17 protein-coding genes and 1 pseudogene are annotated in these 20,142 nt (G+C 29.4%); 14 read left to right on the top strand and 4 right to left on the bottom strand.

Translation table 11 applies throughout. From position 1 onward, the window contains the following. Nucleotides 1-129: 129 nt before the first annotated feature. Nucleotides 130-2,306, bottom strand: a pseudogene (gene rnr, locus AABM47_RS02780) (ribonuclease R). A 661-nt stretch (nt 2,307-2,967) separates the two neighbouring features. Between rnr and rpiB the strand changes: the two are divergent. The 6 genes from rpiB (at nt 2,968) to AABM47_RS02750 (ending at nt 8,323) form a co-directional block, all read left to right on the top strand. Further along, the gene (gene rpiB / locus AABM47_RS02775; RefSeq protein ID WP_338409399.1) at nt 2,968-3,396 is read left to right on the top strand and encodes a ribose 5-phosphate isomerase B; all 429 of its coding nucleotides are present in this window, start codon (nt 2,968-2,970) and stop codon (nt 3,394-3,396) included. A 25-nt stretch (nt 3,397-3,421) separates the two neighbouring features. Next, the gene (locus AABM47_RS02770; RefSeq protein WP_338409398.1) at nt 3,422-4,312 is read left to right on the top strand and encodes a cation diffusion facilitator family transporter; all 891 of its coding nucleotides are present in this window, start codon (nt 3,422-3,424) and stop codon (nt 4,310-4,312) included. A 20-nt stretch (nt 4,313-4,332) separates the two neighbouring features. Beyond that, nucleotides 4,333-5,379 (top strand): hypothetical protein, encoded by a 1,047-nt coding sequence (locus AABM47_RS02765; RefSeq protein WP_338409397.1) that lies wholly within the window; start codon nt 4,333-4,335, stop codon nt 5,377-5,379. A gap of 47 nt (nt 5,380-5,426) precedes the next feature. Further along, complete coding sequence (locus AABM47_RS02760; RefSeq protein WP_338409396.1) at nt 5,427-7,562, top strand: Tex family protein; 2,136 nt, start codon at nt 5,427-5,429, stop codon at nt 7,560-7,562. A gap of 64 nt (nt 7,563-7,626) precedes the next feature. Then, nucleotides 7,627-7,932 (top strand): hypothetical protein, encoded by a 306-nt coding sequence (locus tag AABM47_RS02755; RefSeq protein ID WP_338409395.1) that lies wholly within the window; start codon nt 7,627-7,629, stop codon nt 7,930-7,932. Between the two features lie 19 nt (nt 7,933-7,951). Continuing rightward, nucleotides 7,952-8,323 (top strand): nucleotidyl transferase AbiEii/AbiGii toxin family protein, encoded by a 372-nt coding sequence (locus tag AABM47_RS02750; RefSeq protein ID WP_338409394.1) that lies wholly within the window; start codon nt 7,952-7,954, stop codon nt 8,321-8,323. A 188-nt stretch (nt 8,324-8,511) separates the two neighbouring features. On the opposite strand, the gene tatA is transcribed toward AABM47_RS02750, so the two are convergent. Continuing rightward, nucleotides 8,512-8,715: a twin-arginine translocase TatA/TatE family subunit gene (tatA, locus tag AABM47_RS02745; RefSeq protein ID WP_338409393.1), complete on the bottom strand. Its 204-nt coding sequence runs from the start codon at nt 8,713-8,715 to the stop codon at nt 8,512-8,514. 129 nt (nt 8,716-8,844) lie between these two features. On the opposite strand from tatA, the gene AABM47_RS02740 reads away from it, so the two are divergent. The 7 genes from AABM47_RS02740 (at nt 8,845) to rfbD (ending at nt 16,483) form a co-directional block, all read left to right on the top strand. Then, nucleotides 8,845-9,714, top strand: coding sequence for a M23 family metallopeptidase (locus AABM47_RS02740; RefSeq protein ID WP_338409392.1), 870 nt, complete (start codon nt 8,845-8,847; stop codon nt 9,712-9,714). 162 nt (nt 9,715-9,876) lie between these two features. Then, nucleotides 9,877-11,367: a GH3 auxin-responsive promoter family protein gene (locus AABM47_RS02735; RefSeq protein ID WP_338409391.1), complete on the top strand. Its 1,491-nt coding sequence runs from the start codon at nt 9,877-9,879 to the stop codon at nt 11,365-11,367. A 56-nt stretch (nt 11,368-11,423) separates the two neighbouring features. Beyond that, a complete protein-coding gene (locus AABM47_RS02730; RefSeq protein WP_338409390.1) occupies nt 11,424-13,115 on the top strand; it encodes a hypothetical protein in 1,692 nt (563 codons plus the stop codon). A 6-nt stretch (nt 13,116-13,121) separates the two neighbouring features. Further along, a complete protein-coding gene (locus tag AABM47_RS02725) occupies nt 13,122-14,081 on the top strand; it encodes a hypothetical protein (RefSeq protein ID WP_338409389.1) in 960 nt (319 codons plus the stop codon). A gap of 47 nt (nt 14,082-14,128) precedes the next feature. After that, nucleotides 14,129-14,992, top strand: a complete 864-nt coding sequence (rfbA, locus tag AABM47_RS02720) for a glucose-1-phosphate thymidylyltransferase RfbA (protein WP_338409388.1) — start codon at nt 14,129-14,131, stop codon at nt 14,990-14,992. Nucleotides 14,993-15,062: 70 nt separating this feature from the next. Further along, nucleotides 15,063-15,614, top strand: a complete 552-nt coding sequence (gene rfbC, locus AABM47_RS02715) for a dTDP-4-dehydrorhamnose 3,5-epimerase (protein ID WP_338409387.1) — start codon at nt 15,063-15,065, stop codon at nt 15,612-15,614. Then, a complete protein-coding gene (rfbD, locus tag AABM47_RS02710) occupies nt 15,608-16,483 on the top strand; it encodes a dTDP-4-dehydrorhamnose reductase (protein WP_338409386.1) in 876 nt (291 codons plus the stop codon). Before rfbC ends, rfbD begins: the two co-directional genes overlap by 7 nt. Nucleotides 16,484-16,504: 21 nt before the next feature. Here the strand turns inward: rfbD and AABM47_RS02705 are convergent, their stop codons facing one another. After that, nucleotides 16,505-17,731: a glycosyltransferase WbuB gene (locus tag AABM47_RS02705; RefSeq protein WP_338409385.1), complete on the bottom strand. Its 1,227-nt coding sequence runs from the start codon at nt 17,729-17,731 to the stop codon at nt 16,505-16,507. 57 nt (nt 17,732-17,788) lie between these two features. Between AABM47_RS02705 and AABM47_RS02700 the strand changes: the two genes are divergently transcribed. Next, entirely contained in the window at nt 17,789-18,886 is a 1,098-nt protein-coding gene (locus AABM47_RS02700) for a glycosyltransferase family 1 protein (RefSeq protein WP_338409384.1), read from the top strand. Here the strand turns inward: AABM47_RS02700 and AABM47_RS02695 are convergent. Beyond that, a complete protein-coding gene (locus AABM47_RS02695; protein WP_338409383.1) occupies nt 18,856-20,109 on the bottom strand; it encodes an O-antigen ligase family protein in 1,254 nt (417 codons plus the stop codon). The genes AABM47_RS02700 and AABM47_RS02695 overlap by 31 nt on opposite strands. Nucleotides 20,110-20,142 lie beyond the last annotated feature (33 nt).

The raw sequence follows: 20,142 nt of genomic DNA, 5'->3' as shown, positions 1-20,142 counted from the left end.
AATGTACTAATTAGTAATAGTATTAATACGTTTTTTTTCATATTTATATGTTTTTTTAATAGTTAAACAAAAACTATTCCTTTTTTTAAACTATTTTTAAAAATTAAATAATAAGTTATAAATGTTGATTTACTCTTTTTTTCTTAAATATGTAAAATCAAGTTGTTTTTTTACTAGATCTGCACTTTTTACTTTAACATATACTTCGTCTCCTAATTGAATAATATTTTTAGAAACTTCACCAACTAAAGCATATTGCTTATCATCAAATGTATAATAATCATCTTTTATATCTCTAATTCTACACATTCCTTCGCATTTGTTTTCAATAATTTCAACATAAATACCCCATTCTGTGGCACCAGAAATAACACCTAAAAATTCTTGATCTTTATGATCTTGCATATATTTAACTTGCATATATTTTATAGAATCTCTTTCGGCTTGTGTTGCTAAATATTCCATAGAACTAGAATGCTTACATTTTTCTTCAAATTCTTCTTCGTTTGCGCTCTTTCCTCCATCTAAATAATATTGTAATAATCGATGAACCATTACATCTGGATAACGTCTAATGGGTGAAGTAAAATGGCTGTAATAATCAAAAGCTAAACCATAATGACCAATATTATCTGTTGAATACTTAGCTTTACTCATGGTTCGTATTGCAAGAGTATCTATTAAATTTTGTTCTTTTTTTCCATTAACTTCTTGCATTAAAGAATTTAAAGATTTTGATATGTTTTTTTTATCTCTTAAATCTAATTTATATCCAAAGCGAGAAATTAACGCTTGAAGATTAAATAATTTATCTTCATTTGGCTCATCATGAATTCTATAAACAAATGTTTTCTTTTGTTTTCCAATAAATTCAGCTACTTTTCTATTAGCTAAAAGCATAAATTCTTCAATTAAATGATTGGCATCTTTTGAAACTTTAAAAAAAACACCTATAGGTTCTGATTCTTTATTCAAATTGAATTTCACTTCTACTTTATCAAATGAAATAGCACCTGCTTGCATTCTTTTTTACGAAGAATTTTAGCTAATTCATCTAATTTTAAAGTTGCATCTACTATTGGTTTTGGAACTTGATAAGCTTCTCCAGTAATAGAAATTTCAGTTGGTATTATATCAGATTTTGATTCTATTATTGATTGTGCTTCTTCATAAGCAAATCTTTGATCTGAATATGTAACAGTTCTTCCAAACCAAGAATCTACAATTTCTGCTTTATTATTCAGTTGAAAAACTGCAGAAAAAGTTAATTTTTCTTCATGAGGACGAAGAGAACAAGCAAAATTTGATAAAACTTCAGGTAACATAGGCACTACCCTATCAACTAAATAAACAGAAGTAGCTCTATTATATGCTTCATCATCTAAAATTGTTCCTTCTTTTAAATAATGTGATACATCTGCAATGTGAATTCCGATTTCGTAATTTCCATTTTCTAAAACTTTAAATGATAAGGCATCATCAAAATCTTTAGCGTCTTTTGGATCAATAGTAAAAGTGAGTGTTTTTCGCATATCTCTTCTTTTATCAATCTCCTCTTGAGTAATAGAAGTATCTATTTTATTAGCATAAACTTCTACTTCTACAGAAAAATCATAAGGTAATCCATATTCGGCTAAAATTGCATGAATTTCGGTGTTGTGTTCACCAGGTTTACCTAGTACTTTTTCAACTCTTCCAAAAGGAGAATCTGCTTTTTTAGGCCAATCTTCCATTTTTACCAAAACAACATCGCCATTTTCTGCAGCACCTAACTTATCTTTTGGAATAAAAATATCAGTGTACATTTTATTATTTGCTGTTGTAACAAAGGCAAAGTTTTTTTGAATATCAATAACACCAACAAAATCTAATTTACTACGTTCTAAAATTTCAAGTACTTCAGCTTCTGGTTTTCTTGAACTTCGTTTGTTATAAATATAAACTTTAACTTTATCTTTATCTAAAGCATGATTTAAATTTTGAAAAGGAATGTAAACATCATCATCTAGTTCTTCACAAATAAAATATCCAGATTTTCTTGAAGTCATATCAATAGTTCCTTCATAATATTCAGACTTTGCTATGATTTTAAATTTTCCTTTATCCTGTTCTTCTATTTTACCTTTTTGTTTTAATCGATTTAAATCTTTAATAATTTCATTTCGGCTTTTTGTATCAGTAACATTCAATACTGCTGCTATTTGTTTATAATTAAATGTTTTGTTAGCATCTTGTGCTATAATTTTTAAAATTTGTGAAGTAAATTCTTTTTCTTTACTACCAAGGTTTTTAATTTTCTTTGTCATAATCTTTTCTAATAAAGTTTAAAAGTACGAAGAAGTATTAAGATTATAGAATTAAGTAAAAAATATATTAATTGAAAAAATTAAATAGTTTTCAACATTTATTAAATACAACACAAAATATTTTAATTAAATTTAAATTTTTGGTGGTTATGATAGTATGTTAATAGGTGTTATAAATTTTATATAAAATAGCTTATTATTATTATTATTTAATTTATACAAAACAATGAACAAAATAAATATATTATAAAGTCTTTAAAATAAAGGAAATATAATACTTTATAAACAACTGTTGATAACTAAAATAAATCATTTTTTCTTAATAAGTTTTTTCTAATTTATGTTTATAACTACATATTATTTGATGATAAATTACTAAAAAATAATAGAAAATAAATTTGCTTTTTATAAAACAGTTTTGGATTACATAAAATATTAATACAAATTAAAAAAAGTTTTAAAAAACTATTTTTATTTATTAACAAGTAATGTTAATTTAACATTAACTGATTATCAACTAGTTGTAAATAATTATTAACAGTCCTTTTTTTGTTTTTTTAAACCACTGATTGCTAATAATTTATAATTTTTTTTAATAAAAAAGAATTCTTAATAAACGTTTAACTAACTTTGTCTGTAATAATAATTAAAAACGAATTAAATGAAAATTTCAATTGGAAACGACCACGCTGGACCTGATTATAAAAAAGCTATTGTTGCGTTTTTACTAGAAAAAGGACATATTGTAACAAACCATGGAACAGATACTTTTGATAGTGTTGATTATCCTGATTTTGGTCATGCAGTAGCAAAAGATATAGAAGCAAAACAAGCAGATTTAGGTATTGTTATTTGTGGATCTGGCAATGGTATTGCTATGAGTGTAAACAAACACCAAGGTATTCGAGCAGCTCTTTGTTGGACAAAAGAAATAGCCGAATTAGCAAGGCAACATAATGATGCCAATATTCTTAGCATTCCTGCACGATATACTTCAATTCCTCAGGCTGTATCTATGGTAGAGGTTTTTTTAAACACAAGTTTCGAAGGCGGTAGGCATGCAACCAGAGTAAATAAAATTTCTTGTTGATATAAAAACAAATTTTTTTTTATAAATGAGCCATAATTATTATACTAAAGAAAAAAACTTATTACTTACTATTTTATTAAACGTGCTTATAACAGTGGCACAAATTATAGGCGGTCTTGTTTCGGGTAGTTTAGCTTTAATTTCTGATGCATTACATAATTTTTCTGATGTTCTTTCTCTAGTTTTTAGTTATATTGCTCAAAAACTATCAAAAAGAAAAGCCTCTTATGCACAAACTTTTGGATTAAAACGAGCCGAACTCATTGCAGCTTTTGTGAACGCTCTATCATTAATAATTGTTGCTTTTTATTTGATTTACGAAGCTGTTGGACGTTTTTTATATCCAAATGAAATACAACCTACATTAGTAATGTGGCTTGCAGCTTTAGGAATTTTGGTTAATGGTTTTTCTGTTTTGTTGTTAAAAAATGATTCAAAACAAAACCTAAATATGAAATCAGCTTATTTACATTTATTAACCGATATGTTGGCCTCTATTGCTGTTTTAATAGGCGGAATATTAATGTATTATTTTCAAATATATTGGATTGACAGTGTTTTAACCTTTATAATTGCTATTTATTTAATTTTTGTAGGTTTTGATTTGCTTTTAAAAGCTACTAAAATGTTAATGCTTTTTACTCCTGACGGTATTGATGTTAAACATATTGTTGAAACAATCAATAAAATTAAAGGCGTAAACAACATACACCACATACATGTTTGGCACTTAAACGAACAAGAATTACATCTAGAAGCGCATTTAGATTGTTCAGAAAACATAAAATTAAGTAAATTTAATGAACTTCTAAATCAAATAGAAAGCGTTTTGTTAAAAACATATAACATCAATCATGTAAATATTCAGCCCGAATTTCAAAAAAAAGATCCAAAAGAAACTATAGTACAAGATTAGTTTTTTATATAACCTACATCATGAACGAAAAAAAACCTCAATTAAAAAAACAATATTATCCAATAAATACCACTTTACACACTTATCTTGAAAAATACAAGAGAGTAACAAAAACAAATGTATTTTATGATGATTTATTGCGTTTTCAAGGCTCTATAGCAGTAAATGATAAAGAGGGAAAAGACACATTATGGATCAGGGTTTATTATAATGAATTTGAAAAAGAAGAGATAGATATAAGCTTAAAAAAAATATACACCCTTTTACATTCCAACGGAAATGAAAGAATTATTCCTTTTTTAAATGTAGATTATATAGATTTTTGCACATTTGGAAATTCACAACCTTTTAGAATAAAGGTGCGAAATATCATAAACAACAATTACACGCATTTTTATGTTAAAAAAGCGGATGCTTCTCGTGTCTTTGGTTTAGAATTAGAGCATATTTTATCTCCAAACAGAATAAATTTTTTAGTGTTTGAAGATACTTTAATAGAGGAACATATTGTAGGTATACCTGGAGACGTTTTTTTAGAGCACAACTTAAAAGAATGCAATGAGCACGAAAAAGCCCAAATAGCAAAAGAATTTGTAAAGTTTAATGAACGCTGTATGATAACTCTTTTGGGCGATATGCGATCCTATAATTTTGTGATAATACCTATTTACGATTTTGATCAAAGAGTTTTTAAAATTCGAGCAATTGATTTTGACCAACAGTGTTATGAGGGCAATTTTAAATTGTACAAACCTTTTCTTTTTAAAGAAAACTTTAAGTTTAACCAACTGGTATATGATAAATTAAATCAAAACGCAATAGAACAGTATCAAAGCGAAGAACGATCTATTTTGGTAAAACGACTAATTGACTCAGAAAAACGTCTGAAACATCTAATTTTAGCAATGAAAACGTTAAAAATAGCACCTAAAGAAAACATAAAGCAATTGCGAGAGGAAATATACGAATACACTTTAGATTTAAATTTTAAAAAAGCAAACTCAATGGGAAAAATTGTTGAAGTAGCTTTAGGTTTTGTAAAAAGAAACTTTAATCATGAAAATTAAAAAAGGTACGTAAGTTTGCCTTATAAAAAAAAAGTAAACCAATTTAAATGAACCAAATCCAATTCATTAAATCAATAGTAAATACTGTTGATAAAAATATAGAAGCCACATTAAAATTACTTTTAGAAGATTGCACCATCCCTTTTATTTCAAGATACAGAAAAGATCAAACAGGAGGTTTAGACGAAGTTCAAATTGAAAACATTGCCAAGCTATCTAAACAATATGACGAAATTGTAAGACGTAAAACAACCATCTTAAAAACCATTAATGAGCAAGGCCAACTCACTAAAGAACTAAAAGAAAAAATAGAAGAAAGTTTTGATTTACAAGAACTAGAAGATTTGTATTTGCCTTACAAAAAAAAGAAAAAAACAAAAGCAGATGTAGCTCGAGAAAATGGCTTAGAGCCTTTAGCAAAAATCATTATGGCACAAAATAATGATGAAATTGACTTTGAAGCCTCAAAATATATATCGAAAAACGTAGCTAATGAAGACGACGCTTTGCAAGGAGCACGATATATTGTTGCCGAATGGATTAATGAAAACATACAGATCAGAAGAGGGCTTCGGAGATTATTTCAACGAAAAGCTATTATAACCACAAAAGTGGTTAAAAAAAAAGAACAAGATGAAGGCGCTCAAAAATTTAAACAATATTTTGATTGGAGCGAGTCTGTTTTAAAAGCACCATCGCATCGTATTTTAGCGATGATGCGTGCAGAAAACGAAGGCTTCATAAAATTAAAAATTGAAATAGATGCAGAAAAACCTGAAGAAGTAGCTATTGAATTTATAGAAGAGCATATTATAAAATGCAACAGTAAAAAGTCAGTACAGGTAAAAATTGCTATAAAAGACTCCTATAAACGCTTATTAGAGCCCGCAATTTCTAATGAAACATTACAAGAAGCCAAAGTTAAAGCCGATATAAAAGCTATTGATATTTTTGCAGAAAATTTAAGTCAGTTACTATTAGCTCCACCATTAGGAGAGAAACGAATTTTAGCCATTGACCCTGGTTATAGAAGTGGTTGCAAGGTAGTTTGTTTAGACGAAAAAGGAGATTTGTTATATAACGAAACAATTTATCCGCATGCACCACAAAACGAGTCATCAATGGCAATGAAAAAAATACGCTCGATGGTAAACGCGTATAATATTGAAGCAATTTCTATCGGAAACGGAACTGCTAGTCGGGAAACCGAGTTTTTCATAAAAAAAATTGCATTTGACAAACCGGTTCAGGTTTTTATTGTTTCAGAGGCAGGCGCATCGATTTATTCAGCATCAAAAATTGCACGAGAAGAATTTCCAACTTATGATGTAACTGTTCGTGGGTCGGTTTCCATAGGCAGACGACTTTCTGACCCCTTGGCAGAATTAGTAAAAATAGAAGCAAAATCTATAGGAGTAGGACAATATCAACACGATGTAGATCAAACTAAATTAAAAGAAAAGTTAGACTTTGTTGTAGTTCGTTGTGTAAATTCGGTGGGCATAAACATCAATACAGCCAGTAAAGCTTTATTGAGTTATGTAAGCGGAATAGGCGAAAAAATGGCCGAAAACATTGTAGCTTATCGCGCAAAAAATGGCCCTTTTGCAGATAGAAAAGAACTAAAAAAAGTACCCCGTTTGGGAGAAAAAGCATATCAACAAGCCGCGGCTTTTATACGAATTAAAGACGGAAAAAATTCACTAGACAATTCAGCTGTTCATCCAGAAGCATATGAAATCGTAGAAAAAATGGCCAAAGACTTGAAAATTTCGGTAAACGAATTAATGGCTAACAAAGTAAAAATTAGCCTTTTAAAATTAGAAAATTACATTACATCTGAAACAGGTATTTTAGGATTAAAAGACATTGTAAAAGAGTTAGAAAAACCAGGATTAGACCCAAGAAAATCAGCAAAAGTTTTTGAATTTGATCCTAATGTAAAATCTATAAGCAATTTAAGCACAGGAATGATTTTACCAGGAATAGTTAATAACATTACCGCTTTTGGTTGTTTTGTAGATGTTGGCATTAAAGAAAGTGGCTTGGTACACATTTCCCAATTAAAACAAGGATTTGTAAGCGACGTAAACGAAGTTGTAAAACTTCACCAACACGTGCAAGTAAAAGTGGTTGAGATAGATGAAGCAAGGAAACGGATTCAGTTGACGATGGTTATTTAAAAGCATAATTATCAATCTTTAAAATTTTTACATTAGAAATTTAAAAAAAGGCATCTTTGTATTTATGCAACAAAAAATTACCATAAACGCCTTTTCGCAGCATCTTTTTTGGGATGTGGATAAAACTACTTTTGATTTGAATTTTTACAAAGAACAAATGATTAGTAAGGTTTTAAAATATGGAAATTGGAACGATTGGGTAAATTTAAAAGCATTTTATGGCTTAAACACAATCAAAGAAGTTACTTTAAATTTAAGAAGTTTAGATGCGATTACGCTTTCTTATGTTTCAACTATTTTTAATATAGATAAGTCAGAATTTAGAGGCTACAAACACAGACAGTTAGTCCAGAACTCTTCGAACTCATAGAAATTCTATTGATAAATATTTGTTTGGAAAATCTGAAATAGACGAAGAATTATTCACAAGAACATTAAATGATTTTGGAACTTTTGAGGTTTTTAAAAAAAGTAAAAATATTTTGATAACTTCAGTTAATAGTGTAAAAGTTGATTTTGTAAACTATCAATATCCACTTTTAAGAAAACATTTAATTATTAATGGAATAAGAATGGCTTCAAAAGAAGATATTGCCGCCATGAAGTTAAATGCAATTTATGGTCGTGGAAGTAAAAAAGATTTTATTGATTTATATTTTTTACTTAACGAATTTACTTTGAGTGAAATGATTGACTTTTATTTGCAAAAATATTTCGATGGTTCTAAATTTATGCTTATAAAAAGTTTGTATTATTTTTAAGATGCAGATTTAGATCAAACACCAAAAAGGTATCAAGAATTCAATTGGGAAACCTGTAAGCAAAAAATTATTCAAGAGGTTATAAAACTATAAACCCCAAATTCCAATTTTTATCCTGAACTTGTCGCATGAGAAATTGGAATTTGGGATTTTCTCCCGAAACTTCGAGATTGGAATTTAAAAAAAACTTACTCTTTAGTAGTTGAATCGTCTTTTTTAGAATCTTTATTTTCCTCTTCTTTGGCTGCGTTTTTAAACTCTTTAATACCGCTTCCTAATCCTTTCATTAATTCCGGAATTTTTTTACCACCAAAAAGTAGTAAAAGAATAACAACAACCAAGACTACCTGGGGCACTCCCACAATCCCTAAAAATATAGATAATGCATTCATAATTTCTATTGTTTAATAGCACAAAGATAAAAAGAAAATACCAAACACTTCTTTTTTTACAAATAATTATGAATCAAGAAATATCATAACAAGCCATAATTACTATATTTGTAAACCAAAAGGTTAAAAATGGCAGAAAAAAAAATAAAAAGGCAACTTATAAAAAAAAAGTTATTCAATAAACGAAGACTTGTAATTTTAAACGAAGACACGTTTGAAGAAACCTTTTCATTAAAATTAAACCTCATGAACGTTTTTGTAGTGGCTACACTTTCTGCTTTTTTATTAATTTTTATCACAACTTTTTTTATAGCCTTTACCTCGCTTCGCGAATACATTCCAGGATATGCGTCAACTAAATTAAAAGAAGAAACAGTAGTTTTGTCCATTAAATCAGATTCTTTAAAAAACAATATAGAAATCAACAATAAATTTATAGCATCTATTAAAAAGGTATTAGTAGGTGAATTAGAATACGCCAAACTCAATAAAGACTCTCTTAGAAATCAAACAAACAACAATCCGGAAGATTTTGATGTTAAAACAACTAAAGCAGAGCAAAAATTAAGAGATCAAGTAGCTCTTGAAGACAAATACAATGTTTTTGACAAAGCAAAGCCTAAAGTTAACTTTGTTCTTTTTCCTCCAACAAACGGGAAAATTATAAAAAACTATAACCCCATTAAAAAAAACTACGGAATCGATATTGCCATTGCAAAAGAAACCCCTATAAAAGCAGTTGCACCAGGAACCATTCTTTTTGCAGATTGGACCCCCACATCGGGCTATGTAGTGCTTATAAAACACAAGGAAGACCTTATTTCGGTTTATAAAAACATAGTGTTTTTAACAAAAGAACCGCGAGATAATGTAAAAATGGGAGAAGTAATAGGCCAAGCGGGCAGCGCCGAATTTCAAAACAACAGCGGCAATTTTTATTTTGAACTTTGGAAAGATGGTTTTCCTATAAACCCCACACAATATATTAATTTTCAATAAACCTTTAAGAATCTATTTTCCGTTGTTTATTTAAAGATTTTACGAGCAAACAAATTTCTATAAACCATAAAAGAGGCCCTTTTGATCTTTTTTTACCAGAACAAAAACAGGCTTTTTTTTACAAAAAGTGTTTTAATAAACATCAGTGTTAATTTGAAAACCATGACATTAAAAAGTATTGCAGCAAAATTATTTGCAAGAGCTATTCACCATAAAACCAAAAAGTGGTTAACAAACCCTATTGAAACCCAACAAAAAGTTTTTTTGGCCTTAATCCACCAAGCTGCAACAACACAATTTGGAAAAGACCATAATTTTAATCAAATCAAAACCCACCACGACTTTACTACTAACGTTAAAGTTAGAGATTACGAAGCCTTAAAGCCTTATATAGAAAAAGTCGTAAATGGAGAGCCCGACATTCTTTGGAAAGGGAAGCCTTTATATTTTGCCAAAACATCAGGCACAACATCTGGAGCCAAATATATTCCGCTTACCAAAGAATCCATGCCTTTTCATATTAAAGCGGCCCGAAATGCAATATTGAATTATATACACCAAACAGGGAACGCACAATTTGTTGACGGAAAAATGATTTTCTTACAGGGCAGTCCTTATTTAGAATATAAAAACGGAATTAATTTGGGACGTTTATCAGGAATTGTAGCTCATTTTGTGCCTAAATACTTGCAAAAAAACAGAATGCCAAGTTGGGAAACCAATTGTATTGAAGATTGGGAAACAAAAATAAACGCTATTGTAGACGAAACTATTCACGAAGACATGGCTGTTATATCAGGAATTCCGCCATGGGTACTTATGTATTTTGAAAAATTAAAAGAAAAAGCCCATAAACCGGTTGGGGAGTTGTTTAAAAACTTCAACTTATTTATTTATGGGGGCGTAAACTACGAACCTTATAGAGCTAAATTTGAAAAATTAATCGGTCGAAAAGTAGATTCCATAGAGCTATTTCCAGCTTCAGAAGGTTTTTTTGCCTACCAGGATTCTCAAAAAGAAAAAGGAATGCTTTTGTTATTAAATTCAGGAATTTTCTATGAATTTATAAAAACAGACGAATTTCATACAAAAAATCCAAAAAGGCATACCATCGGAGAAGTAGAGCTAAGCATTAATTATGTTCTTATTATATCTACAAATGCGGGTCTTTGGGCTTATAATATTGGAGATACTGTTCAGTTTACTTGTTTAAAACCATATAGAGTTATTGTTTCAGGAAGAATTAAACATTTCATTTCAGCTTTTGGAGAACATGTTATTGCAAAAGAAGTAGAAAGCGCTTTGCAAGAAGCTGTTCAAAACACAGAAGTTCGAGTAAACGAATTCACCGTTGCGCCACAAATTACACCAAGCACCGGTTTACCGTATCACGAATGGTTTATAGAATTTGAAAACGAACCCAATAATTTGTCAGCATTTGCGTTAAAAATAGATAATGCCATGCGCAAGCAAAACGCGTATTATAACGATTTAATTATAGGTAAAGTATTGAGAACAGTAGTCGTTTCAAAAGTACCAAAAAACGGTTTTCAAGAGTACATGAAGTCCATTGGAAAATTAGGCGGACAAAATAAACTAGCTCGATTGAGCGACAATAGAGAAATAGCCGATAAGTTAAGAATGAGCAATTAAACAAACCTTTACCAACTTAAGCTAAAAATACTATATTTGTAATCAATAAATAACACATGCAAGAAATTAAAAACATATCGCGTTCTAGAGCACAAGAATCATCAGCGGCAATTGAGCGTTTATATATAAGCATGCGCCACCTTTTTAACAGAGGTTTTTATAAACCTATGGGAATTTCTGGAGAAACCTTGCGCGAAGCATTATTATCTCTAAGACCTGAAATTTATGGGAGCATTGCCGAAGAAAAAGTAGAACTAAACGGCTTGCTTTATGTTATAGAAAGGCTTCCGGTTGGTATAGAACAATGTCGTTTTATTAATCTTACTTCAGATGAAGGTTACGCAAATTCGCATTTTAAAGCAATTATTCCTCCCAAAAGAAAAAGAAACTGTTATCGTATTGACGACGAGCAAATGAATGTTGAAATTACACGAGGGCGATCTGACATTTATGATATTCTAACGCATTTAACTTTTATTTTTATTGAATCTCACAAAATAAAAAACAGAATATTGGTAGACGAGTCGGGCGAGGTATCTCACGATTGGAAAAAGGTGGAACAATATGTAACACAAAAAAACAAATTAACACCAAACGATAGAGAAAAAGCCATTTCACACCTGTCTAATGTTTTAGGAAGAACCTTCGCCGAGGTACAAGCCATTTATCCAAATTTTGCCACTCCTGCAGTTCCTGAACGTTTTCTTCAAATAATATATTGGCTTGGAAAATTAGCCATCGAAGAAGTTGTTGAAAACAACAAACGAACCATAACGTTTAGCCCCATTTTAAGAGAGCGCTTAGGTCATCATATATATGGAGAAATTTGGGCAGATAACATCAAAGAAACTTTAGAAAAAAACAACTTATTACACAGGCCTCTTCATATCATAAGCGCTAACATGCACAGTGTAATGAATTCTATTTTTGCAGAACCTGTTTTAGGAAAAAAATACAAAGGGCTCAATAATTTTCAGGTTTTCGAAGATTTAAGCAGTTCAGAAAACAAAGACTTGCGAAAAAAAGTGCAAGATTTTGCACTCAAAAACGGCATGATTTCATTACCAGACACATCAGGGACCAACATTGATGTTCAAATTTTTGACACAGCTTACATTGATTTCAAACAAACCAACTTTTCAACCGCAAAAACAGAAACAAATAAACCCGTTTTAATCGTTATGGATTATGCTTTTGGCGAACAAGCCTATGAAACCATTGACGAATTGTTAAAACCATATCAGCCCAAAAGCCAACCCAAAGTTTTTTTGAACGTAGAGTCGGTTTCTATAATGGGAAAAGCAGGTATTTTAGAAGGTTCAAAAGGAGATATCATGATTCCAAATGCTCATGTAAATGAAGGCACAGCAGACAACTATTCTTTTAAAAACCAACTGACAAAAGAAATGTTTGACGGAAACGGCATACCTGTTTTTTCGGGACCAATGGTAACCGTTTTTGGAACATCATTACAAAACAGGGATTTATTAAAATTCTTTCACGAATCTACTTGGGAAGCTATAGGGTTAGAAATGGAAGGGTCTTACTATCAAAAAGCTATTCAATCGGCATCAAGAATTAGAAAAAGCATCAAGCGCAATGTACAAGTCAGATATGCTTATTACGCATCAGACAACCCACTAGAAACAGGAAGCACGCTTGCATCCGGTGGATTAGGAACAACAGGAGTTAAACCAACTTATTTAATCACAATAAAAATTTTAGAACAAATATTTAACATAAATTAATTATTAATGAGCACAAATTCACAAGACAAAGAAATAGATTTAGGCGTTTTATTTCAAAAAATTACTGGTTTTTTTCAAAAAAGTCAAGATGCCATATTCGATTTTATATTGTTTATAAAACGGAACCTAATTTTAGTGACATTCTTATTTGTTATTGGCGCAGTTTTGGGAAATTTTTTAGATCAGAACAAAAAATATACCCACGAAATAATAGTAATTCCTAATTTTGAAAGTGTAGATTATTTATACGCCAAAATTAACTTATTAAACACTAAAATTGAAGAAAAGGACAGTGTATTTCTTAATGCTATTGGAATTCAAAACTACACAGCCATTAAAAAAATTGAAATAGAACCCATAAATGATATTTATAAATTTATTGAACAAAAAGAATCTAATTATGAAGTAATTAAATTAATGGCTGAAGATGGAGATTTAAAAAAAATAATGGAATCTTCGGAAACCAGTAAAAACTATGAAAACCATTTAATTATAATTACAACAACGGACTTAATCAAAAAAGAAAAAGTAATTAAGCCTTTATTAGATTATTTAGAAGATTCGGAATATTTTACTCAAGTAAAAGAAGAAGAATATAAAAGTTTAAAAAATCAAATTGCTGAAACCGAACAAACAATAGCTCAAATAAATGCAATTTTAAATCAATTTTCAAACACCACACAGAGTAATTTAAAAAGTGATAAATTGATTTATTATAACGAAAATAATGAGTTAAACCAAGTAATAATTACCAAAGGGAATTTAATTTACTTTTTATCTGCCCAAAAAATAAAACTCTTGAATTATCAAAAAATAATTAAGGAAAAAAGTTTAAACCTAAACATTATAATTAAAAACGGCTTAATGAAAGTAGTCATGCCTTTTTTATTTTTATTCCTGTTTTTTATCACACGCGCTTTAAGATCTTTTTATAGAGCACAAACACACAAAAGAAGCTTAAGTTAATCAATTGTTTTATAATTTTAAATAAAAAACCGCTTAAAACTATATCGATGAAAGGAATTATATTGGCAGGAGGATCGGGAACAAGGCTGCATCCGTTAACTTTGGCCGTAAGTAAGCAAATGATGCCTATTTACGACAAACCAATGATATACTATCCATTATCAACCTTAATATGGGCCGGAATAAATGAAATTTTAATCATTTCAACACCACATGACCTACCTCTTTTTCAACAATTGTTAGGAGATGGTAAAAAATTAGGCTGTCGTTTTGAATATGCCGTTCAACAAAATCCAAACGGTTTAGCCGAAGCTTTTGTTATTGGAAAAGATTTTATTGGAAAAGATAAAGTGGCACTAATATTAGGAGATAATATTTTTTATGGAAGCGGTTTAGCCGAATTGCTGCAGGCGAATAGCGATCCTGACGGCGGGGTTATTTATGCCTACCACGTTACCGATCCAGAACGTTATGGCGTAGTTGACTTTGACAAAGAGGGCAATGTTCTTTCAATAGAGGAAAAACCAGAAAAACCAAAATCAAATTATGCAGTTCCGGGGATATATTTTTATGACAACTCAGTTGTTGAGGTTGCCGCAAACATAAAACCAAGTCATAGAGGTGAATTAGAAATAACAGACGTTAACAAAGAATATTTAAAAAGAGGCAACTTAAAAGTAAGTATTTTAGACAGAGGTACGGCTTGGTTAGACACAGGTACTTTTCAATCTTTGATGCAAGCCGGTCAATTTGTGCAAGTAATAGAAGAACGACAAGGTTTAAAAATTGGAGCCATAGAAGAAGCTGCATATAAAATGGGGTTTATAGATAAAAATCAACTCAAAGAATTAGCTCAGCCTTTGATAAAGAGTGGTTATGGCACACACTTAATGAGTTTGTTGCAAGAATAAAAAACATTAAAACGAAACAAGAATCATCAACTGTTTAATTTTTGAAATTGTTTTGAAAGACCAATTGAAAATGAATTTTATAGAAACAAAATTAAAAGGGTGTTTTATTATTGAGCCTAAAATAATCAAAGACGAAAGAGGTTATTTTATGGAGAGTTTTAATGAAAATACTTTTGCAAAAGGAATTGGAAAAGACATCCATTTTGTTCAAGATAATCAATCCTATTCTACAAAAGGAGTTTTGAGAGGGTTACATTATCAAACGGGCAAACATGCTCAAGCAAAATTAGTAAGGGTGCTTCAAGGCAATGTTTTAGACGTTGCTGTAGATATTAGACCAGAATCTAAAACATTCGGTCAATTTGAATCTATTTTACTTTCGGCAGAAAACCAAAAACAATTCTTTGTGCCAAGAGGTTTTGCACATGGTTTTTTAGTATTAAGCGAAACGGCAACTTTTTTCTATAAATGTGATAATTTTTATAACAAAGAAAGTGAAGGCGGTATAATTTTTAATGATTCTTTTTTAAAAATAGATTGGCAATTTCCACTTGAAAAAAGCATTGTTTCCGAAAAAGATCTGGTTTTACCCGAATTGAAAAATGCTAAAAAAGCATGGTAGTTTTAGTAACAGGATCAAACGGTCAACTGGGTCAATCGCTCCAATTTATTAAAAAAAATTATCCTGATATCGAATTTGTTTTTTGTGATTCTAAGCAGCTTGACATAACTAATTCAAAAAATGTTAAACATGTTTTTGAACAATTTAAACCCGATTTTTGCATAAACACAGCTGCTTACACAGCAGTTGATAAAGCAGAAACAGAATCAGAAAAAGCCTCTTCAATTAACGTAATTGGAGCGCAAAATTTAGCTAAAGCCTGTAAAATAAGCAACACAGTTTTATTACACATTTCCACAGATTTTGTATTTGATGGAAGCAAAACAACTCCTTATACAGAAGACGACATTCCTAATCCAACAGGGGTTTATGGACAAACCAAACTAGATGGTGAATTAGCCATTATAGCTGTTTGGGAAAAACATTTTATAATTAGAACCTCATGGGTTTATTCGCAATTTGCTAATAACTTTATGAAAACTATGTTGCGTTTAGGTTCAGATAGAGATAGTTTATCTGTTGTCAATGACCAAATAGGAACCCCAACAAACGCTGTTGATTTAGCAGAAGCATTAGTTAAAATAACTCAATCTTGTCATGCTGAACTTGATTCAGCATCTACCTACAACCATTTTGGCGTTTACAACTTCAGCAATGAAGGACAATGTTCGTGGTTTGATTTTGCCAAAAAGATTTTTGATTTAAACAACATTTCAATAGCATTAAAAGCTATTTCGTCTACAGATTATCCTACTCCAGCCAAAAGGCCCGCTTTTAGTGTTTTAGATAAAAGTAAGATAAAGAATGTTTTTGGTTTTTATATTAAATCATGGAAGAAATCATTAAAACCCTTTGGTTCTTCGTTATAAAAAAACTTGCGTCGATTTAAACTAAAGAATGGATGCAATTTTTTCTTCAAATTTTTGTAATATTTTTTCTTCAGAAAAATGTTCTAACACAAATTCTTTTGAGCCTAAATCGTTAGGAATTGCGTTTTCTTTATTTGTTTTTATTTTTTTAATAAAATTTAATATAGGATCAATATCATCTGAACAAAAGAAACCTTCTAAATTATTTTCATTATAAATACGGGCAACTTCAGAAAACTCATTTCCAGTAATAATAGAGGGTTTACCACTTGCCATCATTCCTAATATTTTAGAAGGCATAACGGTATCCATAACACCACTTTTTTGAAACAAAAAATGAACATCTGCACTGCACAACAAATCGTTTAAACCTTCATAAGGAATGGGCTCATAAAAACAAACAAAATCAAAGGGCGCAAGATTGTGCTTTAGCTTTTCAATATAAGATCCATTACCTACAATAATGATATCAACATTAAAAGGCATTAATTTTTTTGCAAGCAATTCTAATAAAGCCCAATTTTGTTTTTCTCCTACGTTTCCAGAATATAAGAGCGTAAACTTTTCTTTATTTATATACCTATGTTGTTTGGCAATACTAGGATTTATGTTTTTCAATGAAACCCAATTTGGAAAAAAATACGCCTCCTTTTTTTTTGTTTTTTCAGTTGTTTTTTTAACCATGTTTAAACTAATAGCACTAATAATATCTGCTTTCTTTAGCAAAGTTTTTTCTAAAGAGAACACCAATTTTTTAAAAAAAACACCAACTATTTTTTCATTTAAAATGCCAGACTGAAAAGCCAAATCAAATTCAAAATCTTGAACATGTACCCATAATTTTGCTTTAGTTTTTCGGACTAATATAGCTGCGGCAATAATTGAAAGTGTAGGAGGAACTATACAAATAACTAAATCAGTTTCTTTAATCTTTCTGGAGTTAATGTAGCTGCCCCATAAATGAGTTGTCATTAATTTTATTCTTCCAATAAAAGTCACATTTTTAGGAACATATTGTTTGTACCTAAAAATTTTAATTCCATCAATTATTTCATTAAAATAACTACTTTTGTTTTTGTATTCATTTAGAATTTCCCAATTTGGATAATATGGGAAACCGGTTATAACAGAAACGCTGTATCCTTTTTTTGACAAAAAAAGAGCAAATTGAGATGTATAAAGGCCTATTGCAGTGTCTTCTGGAGCATAATATCCGGTAAATATTGTAATAGTTTTGTTTCTGCTCATTTTTTTTTTCAAAAATAGAATTTATTGCAATCAAAAAGGCAAAAAAAAACAAAAAAAATGAAAATTTATTTAGATAATATTATTTACTCAAAAGTTAAAAATGGCGGCGTTTCTAATTATTGGTTTGAACTAACCCAATATTTAGAGAAGCAAAATAAATTTGATTTACATTATTTGGAAAGCATAAACGCAAAAGAAAATTTTCATCGTCAAAAGCTTGAGTTTTCAGCAAAACAAATTATAAAAACAAAAAGTAATAGTATTCATAGAATATTACCCAATTATTATAATAGTGATGATTCATTTATATACCATTCTAGTTATTATAGAGGCTTAATAGGCAGTAAAAATAAAATTGAAGTAACAACAGTATATGATTTTATTCACAGCTATTATGCCAATTATAAAAATAAGCAACTTCATAATATATTAAAGTATAGCGCCATAAAAAGATCAAAAGGAGTAATTTGTATATCACACAACACCTACACAGATTTAAAGCGCCTATGCCCCTTAAAACCAAGTCAAAAGGCAGCGGTTATTCATGTAGGAGTTAGCGATGATTATTTTCCTATAAAAAACTATACCGTTAGTGAAATTAACTTCATAAAAACAAACCAATTAGAAGAAGATTTTTTATTATTTGTAGGAGGAAGAACAAGCTACAAGAATTTTAATTTTGTAGCTTCAGTTTTAAATGAATTACAGAACCACAAGCTAGTTGTTGTAGGTGGTGGTATATTTAATGAATCAGAAATAAAATTATTTTCAAAAGAAGCTTTTCAACGAGTAGTTTTTTTACCATCATTAGAAAACAAAGAGCTTAATGTTTTGTTTAATAAAGCATTGGCACTAGTATATCCGTCAAGCTATGAGGGTTTTGGAATTCCAGTTGTTGAAGCCATGAGAGCAGGTTGCCCAGTAATAGGGCTTGATAACGCCACAATTAGAGAAGTGGCCGAAAACTCTGCACTATTATTAAACGATTTGTCTACTGCTGAATTTATTTCAAAAGTTAAGCAATTAAATCAACAATCACTTCGACAAGAAATCATAGAGAAAGGCTTAATAGAATCTAAAAAATACAGTTGGGAAAAATGCAATAGTGAAACAGTTGCGTTTTATCATTCTTTGTCTGATTCGTCTACAATATAACGCTCACCAGTTATTTGATTATTTTTATAAAACATTAAAACAATTAGATTAAAGAAAAATAATCCGTAAGCCCTAAAGAAAAAATCCTCTATCATTGAAATGGTAAGGCAATTTATAAAAAAAGCATAACATATAAATAGGTTTGTTTTTAACAGAACCTTAAGCACAGTATAAAGATAAAACAGAAAGAAAAGTAAACTAAATATTCCGCCAGAGATAAGTATATACATATAATAATTATGACTTAAATAGTTGTGATCATTAGTAAAGCTTGAATTATAAGTAGAATTTAAGCAACGGTCTATTTCATCTATTATATTATTAAAACCCACCCCAAACCAAAAATTTTCTTTTATTATTTGATAATCACAATTGTAAATGGCCACTCTAATATTTGTAGAATTATAGGAGAATTCGTTAGGGACTTTTGTTAAACTAACAGATAATTCATAAAAGCGCTCGTTTAATCCAGGAGTATTATTCACTAAAAAAGACCCCCCCCCTAGTAATAAACCAAAAACCAAAACCTTTTGGATGAAATGTTTTTTTATTTGAAAAAAAACAAAACTAATTAATAAGCAGGTTAAATAAATTATATTTATTTTTGTTAATAATAAGAATGTAATGAGAATAAAGAAAAACACGTAAATAAGGTTAACCCATTTCTTTTTTTGTAGTATTTCTTTTAAAGAAAAAGCAGTACAAAAAACTAAAATAGTTGTAAAATAAGCAGGATGAATTTTGAAAAACAAAAGTTCATTATAAACAAAATTTCTAAACTTAGAAACGTTGTTCGATACTATAAAAAAATCATAAATAGTATAATTGTAAAAGAAAGATACGAGATAATATACTATAATTAGTAAACTTGCGTTTTTAAGAATGTTAATGTATTTATTAAGCTTGTCAGATGAAAAATTTTCTTCAGGAATATAATTAAAAAGTATTGGAAAAAGCAAAAAAAACATGGAATTACTTATTGGCTTTAGGCTTTGTAAACCATCAAAATAAAACAAGGACAATATAAAAACAATCCAAAAAGGTATTGTAAGCAACAAGATTTCCTTTTTTGGCCTTTTAAAGCTTTTGTTTTGAAACTGATAAATTATTGTATTTAATGATACCAAAATAAATATAAAAGAAACAATATTTTCTTTAAACAATGGAAATAAAAATAATAATGAAATTAAAAAAGGGAATGCTTTTTTTGCATTATATTTCATGCTTTTTTTTTAAAATGAAAACAAATATAATTA

This window comes from uncultured Flavobacterium sp., from assembly GCF_963925415.1.
Classification (GTDB): Bacteria; Bacteroidota; Bacteroidia; order Flavobacteriales; family Flavobacteriaceae; genus Flavobacterium.
The sequence above is the reverse complement of the archived record's forward strand: the minus strand, read 5'-3'. Positions and strand labels throughout refer to the sequence as shown.